Source organism: Desulfohalobium retbaense DSM 5692 (assembly GCF_000024325.1).
Classification (GTDB): Bacteria; Desulfobacterota; Desulfovibrionia; order Desulfovibrionales; family Desulfohalobiaceae; genus Desulfohalobium; species Desulfohalobium retbaense.
Map to the genome: position 1 here is coordinate 994,855 of NC_013223.1, position 17,479 is coordinate 1,012,333.

Sequence of the window (17,479 nt, forward strand, 5' to 3'; positions counted from 1 at the left end):
GGGCGTTCCCCTGGCGCTGTTTGCGTCTTGAAATTTTGAAGATTTCGGCACACCGAGTGCAACGAGCAATAAGGAGCAGGAAGCGGTATGGCCCCTGTGCCCCATCAGCAGCAGGCCCCTGGATGCAAGGCGAATCTGTACTTGCGCATCACAGGCCAGCGCGAGGACGGTTACCACGAACTGGAAAGTCTTTTCCTCCCCTTGCAGCAGCCTTCGGACCAGATCCATTTCGAACCCGGTGCTCCGGGTAGCGGTTTGACATTGACCTGCTCGGATCCCGACCTTGCAACACCCTCGAACAGTATTCGGGTCGCGTATGAAACTTTTCGGAGCGTGAGCGACAAGGCACCAGATCTCCGGATTCATTTGGACAAACAGGTTCCCCAAGGGGCGGGCCTCGGAGGGGGCAGCGCCGACGCCGCCTGTGTTTTACAGTATCTCCATGCCCATGTGTGTCCAGGTCTGCCTGAACAGGACCTCCAGCGGCTCGCTTTGCAGGTCGGCGCTGATGTCCCGTTCTTTTTGCACCGTCAGCCGTGCTGGGTCAGTGGCATTGGCGAACGGTTGGAGCCGTTACCGGTCTCTTTTGCTCAGTGGCGATTTCTGGTTGTCTGTCCTGACGTCAGTATTTCAACCGGTTGGGCCTACCGCATTTGGGATGAGATGCAGTCCGCCTTTCAAATTCTCCGCCAGGAAGACTTGACAAGTCCACGACATGCGTATAGACAATGCTGCTCCAGCGGCGCATTGGTTCTTTACAATAGTTTCGAGCAGGCCGTTTTTCCTTACTTTCCAGAGCTTGGGAAGCTGAAGCAGGCCCTTCTGGCCGCTGGAATGGACGCCTGTGTGATGAGTGGTTCCGGCTCAGCCCTTGTCGGCTTGACACGGAACGCGATGACATTAGAATCTGTCTGCTCGAAGTTGGAAGCCCGCCGGGTTTCTTTTTATGCCATCTGATCGTGCTGGGGTGTAGCCAAGTGGTAAGGCAACGGGTTTTGGTCCCGTCATGCGGGGGTTCAAATCCTCCCACCCCAGCCAATTTTATTTTATGGGGCGGAATCATGTCAGGCCACGGTGAACTCAAGATTTTGACCGGCTCGGCAAACCCGAAGCTGGCCGAAGCGATATGTGAACACCTCGGATGCAATCTCACTCCTGCCATAGTGGGCACGTTTAGCGACGGGGAAATCCGGGTTGAAGTTGGGGCCAACGTTCGTGGTGACGATGTTTTTGTCGTTCAACCCACCTGCCATCCGGTCAATCACAATCTCATGGAATTGTGCCTGATTCTGGATGCCTTGAAACGTGCCAGCGCCAATCGCGTCACGGCTGTAGTGCCCTACTACGGCTACGCCCGCCAGGACCGGAAGGTCGTTCCCCGCGTTCCGATCAGTGCCAAGATGGTCGCCGACTTTATCTCGGTGGCTGGCGCTCACAGGCTGCTCACCGTTGACCTGCATGCCGGGCAAATCCAAGGTTTCTTTGACGTCCCTGTCGATAATCTCTACGCCGCTCAGGTTGTTCTGGAATACGTCAAGTCCATCGGCTCTCCAGAAGATCTGGTCATTGTTTCTCCCGATGCCGGAGGGACGGAGCGGGCCCGTGCCTATGCCAAGCGGTTGGGGGCAAGCCTGGCGATCATCGACAAGCGTCGCGACGCGCCCAATCAGGCGCAAGCGATGCGAGTCATCGGGGATGTCCAGGATAAAATCGCTGTGGTCCTTGACGATATGGTCGATACCGCCGGCACCATGGTCGCCGGGGCCGAGGTGCTAGCCCAAAAAGGGGCTCGCGAGATTTACGCCTGTGCAACCCATCCGCTCTTATCTGGGCCGGCCATCGAGCGCTTGTCGCAGTCGGCCTTTTCAAAAATTCTTGTCACGGACACTGTCCCCTTGCGCCCAGAAGCCCAGGCCTGCGAAAAGATAGAAGTCATCTCCGTGGCCAGCCTTTTGGCCAAGGCCATTCACAATATCCATACTGAATCGTCTGTCAGTGTTCTTTTTACTCCGTAAACGCTGTCGGTGAGATGAAGGAGCGCGTCCATGTCTGAGGAAATACGTTTACAAGCTTTCAAGCGGGATGAAGTTGGCAAACAGGGCCTACGGTCCGTCCGCCAGCAAGGATATATTCCCGGTATCTATTATGATGCCAAGGGCGACAACGTCCCGGTCAAAGTCCGCTACCGGGCTTTGGAGTCGGCCTTCCGAAAGGCCCACTCAAACCACGTTATCCAGTTGGAGATCGCCAACGGGGGGCAAGGCACGCCCCGTCCGGTCATGATCTGGGATATCCAGCACCACCCGGTCAAAGACCTCATTCTCCATGTCGATTTTTTCGGGGTGGACATGAGCAAGGAAATTCAGGTCGAAATTCCCGTGCAGATCGAGGGAGAGGCTCAAGGTGTTGTGGATGGCGGCCAATTGACCGTGTACCATGAGGCGCTGCTTGTTTCCTGTTTGCCGGACGCGATTCCTGAAAATATTCGCATTGATGTCTCCGCGCTGGAGATGAACGAGAATGTGAACATTGAGGACGTGACCTTTCCTGAAGGGGTGGTTCCGGTCTACGACGGCGAGGAAAATTTTGCTGTGGCTGGTGTCAACCCCATCGTTGAGGCCTCTTTGGAAGAAGAGGAAGAAGAAGCCGAAGGCGAAGCTCCAGCTGAAGAAGCCGAAGAAGAATAATTGTTCAGGGTGCCCCGGATTCCGGGGCACCCTGAGTTCCCCCCTTTCCTGGCCAAAGGCCGGAATCGCTCTTCTCCCCTCTGGCCATAGAAAAGCTCACCCGACTCCTGGGGTGCCGGAAATGGTTTCCTTTCTTGTTTGTCCTGCCTGAACCGGACACCGCTCCTGACACCCGACTTGTTTGCGTGTGGGACTTGGCTTTGTTTTCGCCGTTTCGGGCGGGGCCCCATAGACGTTGTATTGCCCAAGGACGTTTGTATGTCCGTTGCATTCGCCGGTCTTATCGTCGGGCTCGGCAATCCCGGTCCACAATACGCTCGGACTCGGCATAATTGCGGGTTTCTCGTTCTTGACGCCCTGCGGCGCCACACCCCAAGTCCCTGCCGTGAAGTCGTGCTTCCGGTCCGGGGGAGAGTCTGGCGGTGGGAGGTCCCAGGTAGTGTCCTGCCATGGGGATTGCTCACGCCCTTGACCTATATGAATCGTAGCGGCGAGGCCGTGGCTGAGTTGTGCCAGACAATGGGTCTTGGCCCAGAGCAACTCGTTGTGGTCCATGACGAACTTGATCTGCCTTTCGGCACCTTGCGGTTGAAGCAGGGAGGGGGTTTGGCCGGACACCGCGGTCTGCAATCCATCGCCAATTGTTTGCAGAGCAGGGAATTTACCCGGCTACGGGTCGGCATCGGGCGCCCAACCGAAGGAGTTGGTGTGGTCGACCATGTCCTTTCTCCGTTTTCGCTGGAGGAACAGGCCCACCTTGAAGAGCTTTGTGAGCGCGGTAGCTCCGCCCTCCAGGCGTATTGCACCCGTGGATTTGAAAGCGCCCAAGATTTTTGTCGCCCTGCGGAATGATTACAGTACCGGGGCATGGACGAAACACGGTGAATCTGGTACATCAAAGATTCCAATTTGGATATGAGGAATGGAGGGGCAGCGTGTTTTCAGAAAAACAATTGGTGGTGTACCCGGCTCAGGGAGTCGGCGAAGTCGAACGGATAGAAAGTCAGGAAATCGGCGGGACGCGAGCCGATTTTTATATTGTCCGCATACTCAGTAATAATGTGACCTTGATGGTGCCGGTGGCGAATGCCGAAAATGTCGGCCTGCGATCGGTGTGCGGGGCTGACGAGGGCCGTCTGGTTCTGGAAGGGCTCAAGGACCGCTCCGATTTTATGGGATACAGCGGTCAGAATTGGAACCGCAGGTATCGGGAATATTCTGAGAAATTGAAAAGCGGCGAATTGGATGATGTCTCCTATGTGCTCAAGGAATTGATCCTTATAGGTAGAGACAAGGAGTTATCGTTTGGGGAGCGGCGGTTGCTTGAGCAGGCCATGACCCTGATCACTATGGAAATCGCCTACGCTTTGGGAACGCAACAGGACGCCGTGCGTAAAGAAATCGAGGAGATATTCGCTGATATTCTCAAACGTCCGGGTGCGGATGAAGAGGATGTATAGCAGCCCATTTGTTCACCACAACTAGTCAGCGAAGCGGTATCCACCTGACTCCCCCACCCTCCATCATCGTTTCCGATTGCAGAGTATCAAAATTTTCGATCTCGCCAAGCCCCACCCCTTGGTGGGGCCCACAAGTCACGTGTTTGGCCGGTCCTGCCGTTGACAGGTGGGCGTGATGGATTCTGGATCCGTGAAGCCAAACGTGTTTGCATTCGGTGCCAGGAGTGTGTCCGAGACCCGGAAAAGGGCTTGGCCGCAGATTGTGTATGCAAGTGGGAAAAGGTGCCCTGACCCACCCCATGGGCAGGGAATGGCTTCCAGAAGCGTTTCTAGATCTTGAGTATCCCCCGGCACCGGAGTCTTGGCTCCAGGGTTGATGATTGACTCTATTTGGGAGATCCAGTACAGCGATTCCGGCTCGAAGCCGTCCGTAGTGATTCCAAGGCAATCCCCCCCTCTATTCGATTCCTGTAGGCGTAATTCGCGAAAATCAGTACGACTCACATACATTTTTGCTCGTGAAGGACCCCTTCGGCCGAGATATGGTCCAAGGGGAAGGAAGGCATGTATTCAAGGCCCTTGGCCTGACAATATTTGGGGACAGTATTCGGAGTACAGCAAAGGGAGAATGGGATGAATCTATCCGAGATGAAAAGGAAATCCATGGCCGAACTCATGCAGTTGGCCAAGGAGTATAAAGTCGAAAACCCAAGCGGTCTTCGCAAGCAGGAACTGATTTTTGCCATCCTCAGTTCCTGTGCTTCGCAAAACGGCTCGATCTATGGGGAAGGCGTGCTGGAGATTTTGCCCGACGGGTTCGGCTTTCTTCGCTCCCCCATGTACAGCTATATTCCGGGACCGGACGATATTTACGTCTCCCCGTCGCAGATCCGCCGCTTCGGCCTGCGCAAGGGTGACGTGGTCTCCGGGCAGATCCGCCCGCCCAAGGAAGGGGAGCGGTATTTCGCTTTGCTCCGGGTACAGCAAGTTGGGTTTGCCACTCCAGAAGAATCCAAGAACCTAGTCCTGTTTGATAATTTAACGCCGATTTATCCGGACCAGCGCTTTGTCATGGAAACTGGGGCGGAAAGCTACTCCTCGCGGGTTGTGGATCTGCTGGCCCCCATAGGTAAGGGACAGCGCGGGCTCATAGTAGCCCCGCCACGCACCGGAAAAACGATGCTTTTGCAAAGTATCGCCAACTCCATTACCGCCAACCACCCTGATTCCTATCTTATTGTGCTCCTGATCGACGAACGACCTGAAGAAGTGACGGATATGGAGCGTACCGTCGACGGCGAAGTTGTCAGTTCGACGTTCGACGAGCCTCCCCAACGTCATGTCCAGGTGGCGGAAATGGTTTTGGAAAAAGCCAAACGCCTTGTGGAACGCAAAAAAGATGTCGTTATCCTCCTGGACAGTATCACCCGTTTCGGTCGAGCCCACAACGCGATCATTCCTTCGTCAGGACGGGTCCTCTCTGGCGGTCTGGACTCCAACGCCCTGCAACGACCGAAGCGTTTTTTTGGGGCTGCGCGGAATATCGAGGAAGGCGGGAGTCTGACCATTATCGCTACGGCGCTTATCGATACCGGATCGCGCATGGATGAGGTCATCTTTGAGGAATTCAAGGGCACCGGAAATATGGAAATTTACCTGGATCGCCATCTGGCCGACAAGCGCGTCTTTCCGGCCATTGATATCAACCGTTCCGGCACCCGCAAGGAGGACCTGCTTTTGGACGAGAACGTCTTGAACCGGGTTTGGATATTGCGTAAGCTTCTGGCTCCCATGAATTCAGTGGAGAGCATGGAGTTTCTCCTGGACAAAATGCGCGGCACAAAGAGCAACCGCGAGTTTCTCGATATGATGAACAGTTAGTCGGTGCTGCCCAGCGCCCAATGGTGGAGCCAACCGGCGCCCTGTTCAACCTCTGTCTGTCATCAAACCGCTGCTGCGGCCGTGCTGCTGCCCCCTACCTGTTGGGGGTGAACACGAGCCAGTGACACAATTGTGCAGCAGGCCCATTGAGGGCTCTTCAAGAGTGCGTTGCACGCCCTTTGTCCACCGTTGGAGATAATTTTTTTCGAGATTTATTCTATCGAATCGTACTGCGAACCTGTTCCCCGCTGGCGCGGGTCGTGCTGTTCAGCGCGCCGGGCCAGTCTAATGAGGTGACCCATGCATGTGCTGCGTTGGGCACTGATCGCTGTCGCCCTGACAGGCCTGCTGTTTTCCGGCCCTGTTCAAGGGGCTCTTCTCGGGGACTTCACTATTCAAGACGAAGTTGAATTGGGTCGTGAAGTCAACCAATTCGTTCGTTCGCACTTTGATCTCCTCAACGATCCGGTTGTTGCCGAGTATGTCCGCTCGGTCACTGAGCGTATCGAGAGCCATCTTCCTCCCCAGCCTTTTCCCATCAGCGTCACTGTTGTCAACGATGAGAGCCTGAACGCCTTTGCCGCTCCAGCCGGGTACATGTTTGTTCACACCGGGTTGCTTTTGCATCTGGAATCCGAGGCCCAATTGGCCGGGGTTATCGCCCACGAATTGGCCCACGTGACCCAGCGCCATATCGCCCGAAACATTGAGCGGAGCCAGTTGATCAATCTGGGGACTCTGGCCGGTATGCTGGCCGGCGTCTTTCTCGGAGGCGGCGGAGAGGGGAGTGAAGCCCTGGCCATGGGCTCCCTTGCCGGGGGACAGGCCGCAGCGCTGAAATATTCGCGCGAGGACGAGCGTGAGGCCGATCAGATAGGGGTCCACTATCTGCAAAACGCGGGCTACCCTGTCCAGGGCATGGTCGAGGCCTTTGAAGTCATTCGCAAACGGAAATGGTTCTCAGGCCATTCTTTGCCGACCTACCTGAGCACGCACCCCGGAGTGGGAGAACGGATTGCCGCCTTACAGGGCCGTGTTGAGGGAGAATCTTCTGGATCATCGTCGTTGCAAAGCGGCACGTCCCGTTTTGAGCGCATTCAAATGTTGGTCCGGGCCAGATACACCGACCCCAGCAGTGCCCTTGTTGCTTTCAACGACACCCAATCGGAACAAGACACGTGTATGCTGGCCCTGGGCCGGGCCATCGCCCTGGAACGCTTGCAACGGGTGGAGGAGGCCGGTCAGGCGTATGAGCGAGCCCTGGATTGTGCGCCGGACGATCCTTTAGTCCAGCGGGAAGCCGGTCACTTTATGTATCTCCAGGGCAAACTGGACCGAGCCCGACGTTTGCTCAAGGCCGCATTGGACCAGCGCCACACCGATACCCGGGCGATGTTCTGGTATGCCCAGACATTGGCCCAGGCCGGAGATCCAGAGCACAGTATCCGGATTGGAGAAGAGGTCGTGCGTCGTGAGCCGCGTAATGCGCGGGCCCATGCTTTTCTCGGCCGTCTTCAGGGGCAACGGGGGAAGCTGTTTGAAGCCCATCTCCATTTGGCCTACGCGGCGCTCTATGGACACGGCGCCTCGCAACTCCCGTTTCATATTCAGAAAACCAAAGAGATGGCCCATTCCGAAAAACAGCGGCAGCGCCTCTCTTCCCTGCAGGAGGCTGTGGCGGAGTCCAAGAAGTTGGAAAAGCTCACGCCTTGACATATCTCTTCTAATCGCAGTATCGCTCTACCGCTTTGCCTCAGGTCGCCGATGGCGCAAATCCAGGCGTTTTTTTGTGAGCGCAACCCGCCTGTTCTGCCTTTCCCGCAACTGCAGAGCGGCCTGACGGAAATTCCCCCTATGACTCCCAACCCGTGAAGGAGGATGCATGTTTCTCGAAAATCTCGCATACGCCATGGCCCCGCAAGCCGGCGGTGGTGGCGCGGCCCAGGGCAATCCGATCATGGCCTTCATGCCTCTGATCATTCTGTTTGTTATTTTTTATTTCCTGCTCATTCGGCCCCAGCAGAAAAAGGCCAAAGAGCATAAGGAGATGCTGGCCAATCTCAAGAAGGGAGACCGCGTTATTACCGGCGGCGGACTCTACGGCCGGATCGTGGCCGCTTCCGAGGAGATGCTGACCGTTGAGGTGGCTGATAATGTCCAATTGAAGGTCAATCGCAATTATATTTCCACTCTGGTGGACAAGAAGGGCGGATCGAAAGAGGCAGAAAAGCCCGCAGAGAAGAAGCCCGCCAAAGGCAAGAAGCAGCAAGAGCAGGCCGAGGACGAAAAGGCCGATCAATCCAGCGAACAATAAGGACACGATTCCATGAGCAGCTTGCGATGGAGAATAGTGCTGGCAGTCATCGTCTTGGGGCTTGGCTTGGCATATGCCTTGCCCTCAGTGCTGCCGTCGGGTTCCGGGATACAGAAAATGCTCCCGGACAAAGAGGTCAACCTGGGGCTCGACCTCAAAGGGGGCATGCACCTGACCCTGGGGGTTGATCTGGAGACCGCCATCCAGAACGCCTTGTCGCAGACCGGCCAGGATATCCGGGCCGAGGCGCGGGAGGAGTCCATTTTGGTCCTGCGACCGGAAGTGGACAAAGCGGGCAATCTCCAGTTTTGGCTGGCCAAACAGGAACAATCCGAAACGCTCCAGGCGCTTTTGGAGGACAGGTTTCCCAATGTGAGCATCCAAGGGGTGGAAACCCTCGACAACGGTCGGCAGAAGTACACTGTCGGCTACCGCCCCAAATACCGCGAACATCTTGAGGAAATGACTCTGGATCAAGCCTTGAAGACGATCCGCAACCGAGTGGACCAGTTTGGGGTGGCCGAACCTGATATACGCAAGCAACAAGGCAACCGGATCCAGGTCCAATTGCCCGGACTTGAGGATCCTGAGCGGGCCATCAAGATTATCGGCCAGACCGCCCACCTCGAATTCAAGCTGGTCGACGAGGATGCAGACGCCCAAAAGGCAGAAAGGGGCATTGTCCCTCCCGGAAGCGAGCTTGCCTATCTGCAACGCAAGATGCCGGACGGCAGCTACAAGAAGCAGCCGATTGTCCTGGAAAAGAACGCTCTGCTCACAGGTGAATACATAACCGACGCCTCGACACAATTTGACACCAGCGGTTTCAATCAACCGTATGTCGCCTTGAGCTTCAATCAACGGGGGTCGAGGCTGTTTGAGCGCATAACCGCGGAACATGTCGGCGATAGATTGGCCATTGTCCTGGACGGCAAGGTCTACTCCGCGCCCAGGATCCAGGAGCGCATCAGCGGAGGACGGGCCAGCATCACCGGCGGATTTACCACCGAGGAAGCGCATGACTTGGCTCTTGTCCTGCGCGCTGGATCGTTGCCCGCGCCGGTGGATGTCCTTCAGGAGCGCAGTGTCGGCCCCTCCCTGGGGCAGCAGTCGATTGACCAGGGGATCATGTCCATCGTCGTCGGTGGCGCCTTGGTTCTGTTGTTCATGGTCATCTATTACGGGATCGGAGGCATTGTGGCCGATACCGTCCTGGCCTTGAATATTCTGCTCATCCTGGCCGGTTTGGCCGGGTTTGGCGCCACCCTGACCCTGCCGGGCATCGCGGGGATCATCCTGACCATCGGTATGGCCGTCGATGCCAATGTCCTTATTTTCGAGCGCATCCGTGAAGAACTGCGGCGAGGACTCGGTCCCCGGAAAGCGGTTGATGAAGGATTTGCACGAGCCACATTGACCATTCTCGATGCCAATGTGACGACGATCATCGCGGCGATCATTCTTTATCAATTCGGCACCGGCCCCATCCGCGGCTTTGCTGTGACCTTGTCGCTCGGTATTGTGGCTTCCATGTTTACAGCCATTTTTGTGGCCCGGATCATGTTCGACCTGTGGTTGAGCAGAAAACAGCCAGCATCGAGCCTGAAGCTTTAGGAGCGCGAGACGTATGGGATTGCAATTGATCAAACCCGGAACCGCGGTGAATTTCATCGGGCGCCGGAAAATCGCATTGGTCGTATCGGCCTTGGTCCTGCTGCTCGGGTTGGGCTCCTTGCTCCTGAAAGGGGGGCCAAAATACGGCATTGATTTTGCCGGAGGGATCACCGTTCAGACGCAATTTGCGGCCGATGTGTCGCTCAAGGATATCAAAGCAGCTCTGGCAACGGCGGAGTTGCCCAGCCTCAATGTCCAAAAATTCGGTACAGAGGGGGGCAATGAATATCTGTTCCGGGTGGCGGCCGTGGATATCAGTTCCTCTGAGGTCCGTCAGGCTGTCCAGGAGGCCCTGAGTGCCGAGATGGATACCGGTTTTGAAATCCGGCGCCTGGAAATGGTCGGGCCGAAAGTCGGGGCGGATCTACGGGCCAAGGCTTTAGAAGCCTTGTTCTACGCCATATTGATCATTTCTATTTATATCTCGGGACGGTTTGAACACCGCTGGCTGGCTTCGGCGCTCATGGCCGGCGGGCTTGCCGGGGGGCTGTATGTTCTCCAAATCGCCGGGTTTCCGCTCAGTGCCCTTGTTGTCGCCGCCCTGGTGATAGCCGTGGGAATGTGTTGGTATTTAAAACTCAATTTTGCCCTTGGGGCGGTCATCGCCCTGATCCATGACGTTTTAGTCACTGTCGGTGTGTTTTCCTTGCTCAACAAGGAATTCGACCTCTCGATCGTGGCGGCGCTTTTGACCATTATTGGATATTCCCTGAACGATACGATCATCGTCTTTGACCGTATCCGGGAAAATCTCCGGGGCAAGGCCGCCAAACACCGCTCTTTGAAGGAAACGATCAATATCAGCATCAACCAGACCTTGAGCCGGACGATCTTGACGTCGGGAACGACTTTGCTGGTTGTCATCTCGTTGTTCCTTTTCGGGGGCGGGGTGATCCACAATTTCGCCTTCGCCTTGCTTGTCGGCGTCATTGTCGGGACATATTCCTCCATCTTTGTGGCCAGCCCGTTGCTTTTGGGGTTTCAGATCGATCCGCCTGAAGAAAAGGACGCTGTTCAAGAACAAACCGTCTGATTCCCTGTGGTTTTTCAGGCCGGGGTGTGATTGAAAAGCCCCCCATCCGGTTTCCGGATGGGGGGCTTTTGCGATGGTGCGCCCGGCAGGGCGCACCCACTTGGAGGTGAAAGTCCTCTACAGGCCCGACAAGGGGAACTGTTAGCCGGACGGCAAGGGTGTCCACCGCGAGGTGGGATCTGAAGGAAGCCGCAGGCAAAACGCTGGCCTGACGAACAGGAATCGCATACGAGGCGGCCATGCCGGGTAAGGAGTCCATTATCTTCAAAGCCCTGTACTTGTACGGAAAGCTTGGACGTATATGCGGCGGGCATAAGCGTGAAGGTGGGTGCGCATTACCCGGGGAGGTCTGTCCGCCTGCCATGTGCTACCGGCGTCGCGAGTCGTCGGGACGGGCGGGCAGAAGTCAGCTGAGGGCATAGTAGGTCCCCCGACCGGACTGAAGGCCCGAACATCTAACACGGGACGGGAGCCCGAAATTTCGATGACGAACGGAGCCGCAGAAGGACGGGCTGGGACGCCCGTCGCCACACCCGAGGGTAGGGGACGGAATCCCCGAGAGTACGGTAGTGGTGCGTCAAGCGTCACGGCAACGAAGGAGTACTCCCATCCGGAGCAGCAGAGTTTGATGGAAGCGGTGGTCGGACGCGAGAACATGCTTGCGGCCTACAAGCGTGTACGCGCCAACAAAGGCGTCCCCGGAGTCGACGGCATGAGCGTCAACGACGTATGGGGATATTGCACGCTCAACTGGGCCCGAATCAAAGAGGAGTTGCTGGACGGACGGTACGAGCCGCAGCCGGTGCTCGGGGTGGAAATCCCTAAACCCGGCGGCGGGGTGCGCCAACTGGGCATCCCGACGGCGCTGGACCGCCTGATACAGCAGGCGCTGCACCAGGTGCTCTCCCCCATTTTCAACCCTCACTTCTCCGAATCCAGCTACGGCTTCCGGCCCGGTCGAAGTGCGCATCAGGCCGTGCTCAAGGCACGGGAGCATGCTGCCGCCGGCAAACGGTGGGTCGTGGACATGGACCTGGAGAAGTTCTTCGACCGCGTGAACCACGACGTGCTCATGGCGCGCGTGGCCCGCAAGGTGAAGGACAAGCGGGTGCTCGCCCTCATCCGGCGTTACCTGCAAGCGGGGCTGATGCAGGGGGGAATTGCATCGAAACGAAAGGAGGGCACGCCGCAAGGCGGCCCCCTCTCGCCGCTCTTGTCCAACATCCTTCTGGATGACCTGGACAAGGAGCTTGAACGCAGAGGCCACGCGTTCTGCCGATACGCCGACGACTGCAATATCTACGTGCAGACAAAACGGTCCGGCGAACGCGCAATGGCCTCGATCACCCGGTTTCTGACAGAGCGGTTGAAGTTGAGGGTCAACGCGGATAAGAGCGCGGTTGACCGGCCATGGAAAAGGAAATTCCTTGGGTACTCGATGACCTGGCATACGCAGCCGCGGCTCAAGGTTGCGCCCAGTGTGGTCAAACGCCTGAAACAGGCGGTACGGGAGGAATTTCGACGTGGGCGGGGACGGTCGCTCAAGAAGACGATAGACACCCTTGCGCCGAAACTGCGAGGCTGGATGAACTACTTCAAGCTGGCGGAGGTAAAGGGAGTTTTTGAAGAACTGGACATGTGGATTCGCCGCAGATTGCGCAATATCCTGTGGCGGCATTGGAAACGACCCTACGCCCGAGCAAGGAACCTGATTCGCCGGGGACTGACTGAAGAGCGCGCCTGGAAATCCGCCATCAACGGCCGCGGGCCATGGTGGAACTCCGGCGCATCGCATATGAACCAGGCATTCCCCAAGAAATACTTTGATTCACTTGGACTCGTGTCACTGCAAGATCAACTTCGCAAAGCTCAAAGTGTCAGGTGAACCGCCGTGGTACGGAACCGTATGCCCGGTGGTGTGAGAGGACGGGGGCCGCAAGGCCCCCTCCTACTCGATTGGCATGCCACGTGGCGTATTTTAGTCGTATTGCACTGCGCTAAAGCGCATGAGTTTGTCCCAGCGGTGGGAGGAAGCGATGCGGCGCACGGTGCCGCTGCGACCACGCAGAACCAGCGAATGCGTGCTGGCACCAGTGCCTTTATACGCCACACCGGGCAAAAAGGTTCCGCCGGAAATCCCGGTGGCGGCGAAGAAGACGTCCTCGCTCCCAACCAGGGAATGGACGTCCAGAATTGCAGTGGTGTCAATGCCACGTTCTTCCAAAGCAATGCGTTCTGCTTCCTTCTGGGGATCCAGACGGGCCAGCATCTGACCACCAAGGGCACGTATGGCGCAGGCCGAGAGGACTCCTTCCGGAGTTCCGCCGGTGCCCATCATGACATCGACCTCGCTTTCCGGATCCACGGCCATCAACGCCCCGGCCACATCACCGTCTGTATGGAGTTGGATACGGGCTCCTGTTTCACGGATAGCAGCAATGAGGTCTTGGTGCCGGGGTTTATCGAGAACAAAGACAACCAAGTCATCCACATCCTTGCCCAGGGCCTTGGCAATGGTTTTGAGGTTTTCCCCCACCGGGGCGTCCAGATCGACACCATTTTTGGCCGCCGAGGGCACGACCAGTTTTTGCATATAATAGCTCGGCCCGGGATCGTACATGGTTCCGGCCGGAGCCACCCCGACTACAGCTATGGCGTTGGGACGGCCATAGGCGAGTAGATTCGTTCCTTCCACAGGGTCGACAGCCACATCCACAGCCGGCCCCTGTCCGGTTCCGACCGCTTCGCCGTTAAATAGCATGGGGGCCTTGTCTTTTTCTCCCTCGCCAATGACGATCCTGCCCTGGATATCCAGAGCATTGAAAGAAAGCCGCATGGCGTCCACGGCTGCCTGGTCCCCGTTTTGTTTATCCCCCTTGCCGAGCCACCGCGCCGAGGCCAAAGCCGCGGCTTCCGTGACCCGGACCAGATCCAGTGCGAGATTGCGTTGTGGTGTTTCCATAGCTGGCATACTCCCTCTGCCCAGTGAGTTAGGAGGCGAAGTGCCTGCGGACCGACTTGGCAACGGCTTCTGGAGTAAATCCGTACGCCTCGACCAGATCCCCGGCAGGGGCCGAGTCTCCGAAATGGTCCAGGCCGATGACCAGACCGTAGCGGCCGGTGTACTTATACCACATATCGGTCCGTCCGGCTTCAATGGCCACCCGGCGCGTGACCGAAGCAGGCAGGATCTGTTCCTGGTATTCGAGTGGCTGTTCTTCAAAAAGCTCCAGGCAGGGCATGCTGACCACGCGGATGCGGCCAGGATCCACCTGCTGAGCCGCCTCAAGGGCCAGATGCACCTCAGAACCCGTGGCCATGAAGATCATGTCGGGGGCACCGTCCTGCGCTTCTTGGACGATGTACGCTCCACGGCCAACCCCCTCCTGCAATTCCGGCGTCTGGGCGGCAGGTAAAACCGGTACGCCTTGCCGGGTAAAGAGCAGGGCGCTCGGTCGATCCTTTTGTTGCAAGGCGAGTTCCATGCAGGCGCGACTTTCGTTCGCATCTGCCGGGCGAAAGACCAGGAGATTCGGGATCAAGCGCAGGGAGCTGACATGTTCCACAGGCTGGTGGGTGGGGCCGTCTTCACCGACGTGAAAGGAGTCGTGGGTGAAGATATGCAGAGCCGGCAGTTTTTGGAGCGCTGACATGCGCAATGCGTTGCGCTCATAATCCGAGAAAACCAGAAAGGTGGCCCCGAAGGGAACGACACCGCCGTGCAGGGCGAGTCCATTGACCACCGCTCCCATCGGAAACTCCCGAACCCCGAAGCAGAGATTGCGCCCGGCGGGATTCTGGTTGCCGAAAATGCCGACCTTCTCGCGCCAAGTCGCTGTCTGGTTGGAGGGGTCCAGGTCGGCTGAGCCACCGACCAAATGGGGGAGTTGTTCAATCAGACTCTCAAGACATTTGCCGAAGGCTTTGCGTGTGGCGACTTTACTCCCGGTCTCGAATTCCGGCCAGGTGATCTCAGCCGGCAGCACTGGGCGGTGCTGGCGTTCCCATGCCTGAGCGAATGCAGGATCGTTTTGCTGGCGCTGCTGCAACCGGAGTCGCCAATCGTCCGCCGTCTGACGCAGCAACGGGAAGCGGTCTCGAAAAGCATCTTCAGTCTCTTGGGGGATGGCAAATAGTTCCGACGAAAGGCCCAATTTCACCTTGGTTTGGGCGATTTCCTCTTCAGAGAATGGGGCGCCGTGGGTGTCGGCGCTGCCCTCCAGGGAGGCGCTGCCTTTGGCGATGGTCGTGTGGCCGATGATCAATGTAGGCCGGGTTGTTTCCGCACGAGCCTGGTCCAGAGCCGTGCGGATCTGTTCGTGATCGTGGCCGTCGATTTCGATGACCTGCCAGCACAGGCTTTCGAAAAGGCGGCGTTTGTCGGCGCAATCGCACCGTGCTGTAGGGCCGGCCAATTGGATAGCGTTGCTGTCGTAATAAACGATCAGCCGTCCCAGACCCCATTGCCCGAATAAAGCCGCGCTGCCCAGACAGACCGGTTCCTGGATATCGCCGTCTGAGGCCAGAACGTAGGTATAGTGGTCAGTGATCTCCTCACCCCAGGTTCCCCGCAGGAATTGTTCAGCAGTGGCCAAACCGCCGGCCATGGCAAATCCCTGACCCAGCGGACCGGTTGTGGCTTCGACTCCAGGCGTCAGATCGTGTTCCGGGTGTCCTGGCGTCCGGCTTTTGTATTGACGGAAAGACTGCAAGTCGTCGTCGTTGAGGTAGCCGACAAGGCGCAGCAGGCTGTACAGGAGCATGGATTCGTGCCCGGCCGAGAGAACGAAGCGGTCCCGGTCGGGCCAGTCGGGATCCTGGGGATCAAATTTGAGGTATTCCTTGAACAGGATATAGGCAAAATCAGCCGAGGACATGGCTCCGCCGGGATGGCCGGAATTGGCTCGGCGGGTGGCGTCCATGATCAACCCTTTGATGACATTGATATTGTGTTGGTCGTGTTCTGAAGGCATGCAAGCGTCCTTTGGTCTTGTGATCGGTTTTGGAGAAGGAGTTTGGATCCTGCCGCAGGCAGCAACTCACGCCATTTTTCAAAGGACAACGAGGAATTTCGTTGCCGGATGCGGCAGAGCATGGTCGTCCCAGCGTCGTGTGGAGCACGGGCTGCGCGCTCTTACTGCCCCCTTTGAGGCAGGGTGTCGATCAGATCCACCCGGCGTTGGTGACGTCCCCCCTCAAAGGGGGTGTTGAGAAATGTTTCCAGAATGCTTTGGGCCAAATCGATGCCCAGTACCCGGTCTCCGAGGCAGAGGATGTTGGCGTTGTTGTGGAGTCTGGCCATGCGAGCCAGGTATTCGTTGGTGCACAAAGCCGCACGAATGCCCTGATAGCGGTTGGCGACCATGGACATGCCCAGTCCTGAACCACAGACCAGCACGCCGAGGCCCCGGGTCTGCTGGATCCGCTGACAGACTTCAGAGGCTAAAACGGGGTAGTCGCAGCTGTCGAAAGTGTGTGTGCCCTGGTCTTCGGTGGCGATTCCTTGTTGCTGCAGGATTTCCAGTAAAGCGGATTTCAACGGCAGACCAGCGTGGTCGGAGCCGAATACGATGGGCGCTTCAGGCATGGTGCGTTCCTTTACGGATAAGTGATTCGGTGTTGAAGAGGGTGCGTTCCCCTGAGCAGGGAGTTGAAAATGTCCCAATGGCTCCAAAGCTGTAATACGCTCCAACGTGTCCGGACGAATACGTACGCTGCGATCTTGAACTTTGTGTCGCCGTCCCCGGGGAATTTTGAACGGCCTACGGTATAAGGAATTTTTATAACAGTCAGTTAAGGGCTTCTTGCGAGCGGGGAGCGGGATCATACCCATTGCCCCAAGGGGTGCTCTGGGGAATATTATTGTGACAGGCCCCATTTGTGGAGCCGGTTCTGGACGAACAGGGTCCTGGCCTGGGTGATTTCCCGGGCCAGAAAGTCGATTTCCTGTTCATAAAATTCGATTTGACGACGGCAGAGATCTGCTTCAGCAGCTTCGGCTGCGTCCCCAGCGGTGGTTTGGGAGTGGAGGCGTCCCAAATTGCAATATTCGCTGCTAAGCCGTTTGCGGAGCTGGCGCAATTCGGCATTGCGCAGGGCGAGAATGGCTCCCCAACGGATTTCGCTGGCCAAGGTTTTCAGACCCAGCGCGAGAACATCAAAGAGGCCTGTACAACGGTAGTGAGATGTGTGGGGCATAATCGCTTGTCCTGGTATCAAGTGGAGAACAGAACTCAGGCAAAACGGAAGAGGTCAGGCATCCCCAGCGACCGTCGCGAGGCCGCTGAAAATCTTCCAATGGGAGCAAGACGGAGAAAATTGCCAACGCTTCCGAACGGATCCATCCGCCCTTTGAAAGAGATTTCAAAAGGAGAACGTGCGACCTTGAACGTTTTGTTGCCGCTCCTTGGGATTTTTGAACGGCCTGCGG

Annotated in this window: 15 protein-coding genes and 1 tRNA gene; 12 read left to right on the forward strand and 4 right to left on the reverse strand. The window is 57.2% G+C overall.

Features of this window, described 5'->3' with window-relative positions; genetic code table 11:
* Positions 1-87: 87 nt before the first annotated feature.
* From ispE to ltrA, 12 genes are all read left to right on the forward strand, one after another.
* On the forward strand, positions 88-957 hold the full coding sequence (gene ispE, locus DRET_RS04230) for a 4-(cytidine 5'-diphospho)-2-C-methyl-D-erythritol kinase (protein WP_015751287.1): 870 nt from the start codon (positions 88-90) through the stop codon (positions 955-957).
* 6 nt (positions 958-963) lie between these two features.
* Positions 964-1,038 (forward strand) — tRNA-Gln (locus tag DRET_RS04235).
* Positions 1,039-1,061: 23 nt separating this feature from the next.
* On the forward strand, positions 1,062-2,015 hold the full coding sequence (locus DRET_RS04240) for a ribose-phosphate diphosphokinase (protein ID WP_015751288.1): 954 nt from the start codon (positions 1,062-1,064) through the stop codon (positions 2,013-2,015).
* Positions 2,016-2,045: 30 nt separating this feature from the next.
* Positions 2,046-2,687, forward strand: coding sequence for a 50S ribosomal protein L25 (locus DRET_RS04245; protein WP_015751289.1), 642 nt, complete (start codon positions 2,046-2,048; stop codon positions 2,685-2,687).
* Positions 2,688-2,945: 258 nt separating this feature from the next.
* Entirely contained in the window at positions 2,946-3,539 is a 594-nt protein-coding gene (gene pth / locus DRET_RS04250; RefSeq protein ID WP_015751290.1) for an aminoacyl-tRNA hydrolase, read from the forward strand.
* Between the two features lie 83 nt (positions 3,540-3,622).
* The gene (locus DRET_RS04255; protein WP_015751291.1) at positions 3,623-4,147 is read left to right on the forward strand and encodes a CarD family transcriptional regulator; all 525 of its coding nucleotides are present in this window, start codon (positions 3,623-3,625) and stop codon (positions 4,145-4,147) included.
* A 633-nt stretch (positions 4,148-4,780) separates the two neighbouring features.
* Positions 4,781-6,028 carry a transcription termination factor Rho gene (rho, locus tag DRET_RS04265; RefSeq protein WP_015751292.1) on the forward strand — a complete coding sequence of 416 codons (1,248 nt, stop codon included), beginning with the start codon at positions 4,781-4,783 and terminating at the stop codon, positions 6,026-6,028.
* 300 nt (positions 6,029-6,328) lie between these two features.
* Entirely contained in the window at positions 6,329-7,741 is a 1,413-nt protein-coding gene (locus tag DRET_RS04270; protein WP_015751293.1) for a beta-barrel assembly-enhancing protease, read from the forward strand.
* 169 nt (positions 7,742-7,910) lie between these two features.
* Entirely contained in the window at positions 7,911-8,342 is a 432-nt protein-coding gene (yajC, locus tag DRET_RS04275) for a preprotein translocase subunit YajC (RefSeq protein WP_015751294.1), read from the forward strand.
* A gap of 12 nt (positions 8,343-8,354) precedes the next feature.
* On the forward strand, positions 8,355-9,956 hold the full coding sequence (secD, locus tag DRET_RS04280; protein WP_015751295.1) for a protein translocase subunit SecD: 1,602 nt from the start codon (positions 8,355-8,357) through the stop codon (positions 9,954-9,956).
* A gap of 13 nt (positions 9,957-9,969) precedes the next feature.
* Entirely contained in the window at positions 9,970-11,049 is a 1,080-nt protein-coding gene (secF, locus tag DRET_RS04285) for a protein translocase subunit SecF (protein ID WP_015751296.1), read from the forward strand.
* Positions 11,050-11,677: 628 nt separating this feature from the next.
* Positions 11,678-12,934, forward strand: coding sequence for a group II intron reverse transcriptase/maturase (ltrA, locus tag DRET_RS04290; RefSeq protein WP_244147922.1), 1,257 nt, complete (start codon positions 11,678-11,680; stop codon positions 12,932-12,934).
* 93 nt (positions 12,935-13,027) lie between these two features.
* Here ltrA and glpX read toward each other — a convergent pair whose 3' ends face one another.
* The 4 genes from glpX to DRET_RS04310 form a co-directional block, all read right to left on the reverse strand.
* On the reverse strand, positions 13,028-14,011 hold the full coding sequence (gene glpX, locus DRET_RS04295) for a class II fructose-bisphosphatase (RefSeq protein WP_015751299.1): 984 nt from the start codon (positions 14,009-14,011) through the stop codon (positions 13,028-13,030).
* A 28-nt stretch (positions 14,012-14,039) separates the two neighbouring features.
* Positions 14,040-16,022 carry a transketolase gene (tkt, locus tag DRET_RS04300; RefSeq protein ID WP_015751300.1) on the reverse strand — a complete coding sequence of 661 codons (1,983 nt, stop codon included), beginning with the start codon at positions 16,020-16,022 and terminating at the stop codon, positions 14,040-14,042.
* A 161-nt stretch (positions 16,023-16,183) separates the two neighbouring features.
* On the reverse strand, positions 16,184-16,636 hold the full coding sequence (rpiB, locus tag DRET_RS04305) for a ribose 5-phosphate isomerase B (RefSeq protein WP_015751301.1): 453 nt from the start codon (positions 16,634-16,636) through the stop codon (positions 16,184-16,186).
* Between the two features lie 272 nt (positions 16,637-16,908).
* On the reverse strand, positions 16,909-17,247 hold the full coding sequence (locus DRET_RS04310) for a hypothetical protein (RefSeq protein WP_015751302.1): 339 nt from the start codon (positions 17,245-17,247) through the stop codon (positions 16,909-16,911).
* Positions 17,248-17,479: the final 232 nt, after the last annotated feature.

Coding starts and splice junctions, on each gene's coding strand:
- rho (WP_015751292.1), top strand. CDS start 4,781: ATGAATCTATCCGAGATGAAAAGGAAATCCATGGCCGAACTCATGCAG.
- DRET_RS04270 (WP_015751293.1), top strand. CDS start 6,329: ATGCATGTGCTGCGTTGGGCACTGATCGCTGTCGCCCTGACAGGCCTG.
- secF (WP_015751296.1), top strand. CDS start 9,970: ATGGGATTGCAATTGATCAAACCCGGAACCGCGGTGAATTTCATCGGG.
- ltrA (WP_244147922.1), top strand. CDS start 11,678: ATGGAAGCGGTGGTCGGACGCGAGAACATGCTTGCGGCCTACAAGCGT.
- glpX (WP_015751299.1), bottom strand. CDS start 14,011: ATGGAAACACCACAACGCAATCTCGCACTGGATCTGGTCCGGGTCACG.
- tkt (WP_015751300.1), bottom strand. CDS start 16,022: ATGCCTTCAGAACACGACCAACACAATATCAATGTCATCAAAGGGTTG.
- DRET_RS04245 (WP_015751289.1), top strand. CDS start 2,046: ATGTCTGAGGAAATACGTTTACAAGCTTTCAAGCGGGATGAAGTTGGC.
- pth (WP_015751290.1), top strand. CDS start 2,946: ATGTCCGTTGCATTCGCCGGTCTTATCGTCGGGCTCGGCAATCCCGGT.
- yajC (WP_015751294.1), top strand. CDS start 7,911: ATGTTTCTCGAAAATCTCGCATACGCCATGGCCCCGCAAGCCGGCGGT.
- secD (WP_015751295.1), top strand. CDS start 8,355: ATGAGCAGCTTGCGATGGAGAATAGTGCTGGCAGTCATCGTCTTGGGG.
- DRET_RS04310 (WP_015751302.1), bottom strand. CDS start 17,247: ATGCCCCACACATCTCACTACCGTTGTACAGGCCTCTTTGATGTTCTC.
- DRET_RS04240 (WP_015751288.1), top strand. CDS start 1,062: ATGTCAGGCCACGGTGAACTCAAGATTTTGACCGGCTCGGCAAACCCG.
- ispE (WP_015751287.1), top strand. CDS start 88: ATGGCCCCTGTGCCCCATCAGCAGCAGGCCCCTGGATGCAAGGCGAAT.
- rpiB (WP_015751301.1), bottom strand. CDS start 16,636: ATGCCTGAAGCGCCCATCGTATTCGGCTCCGACCACGCTGGTCTGCCG.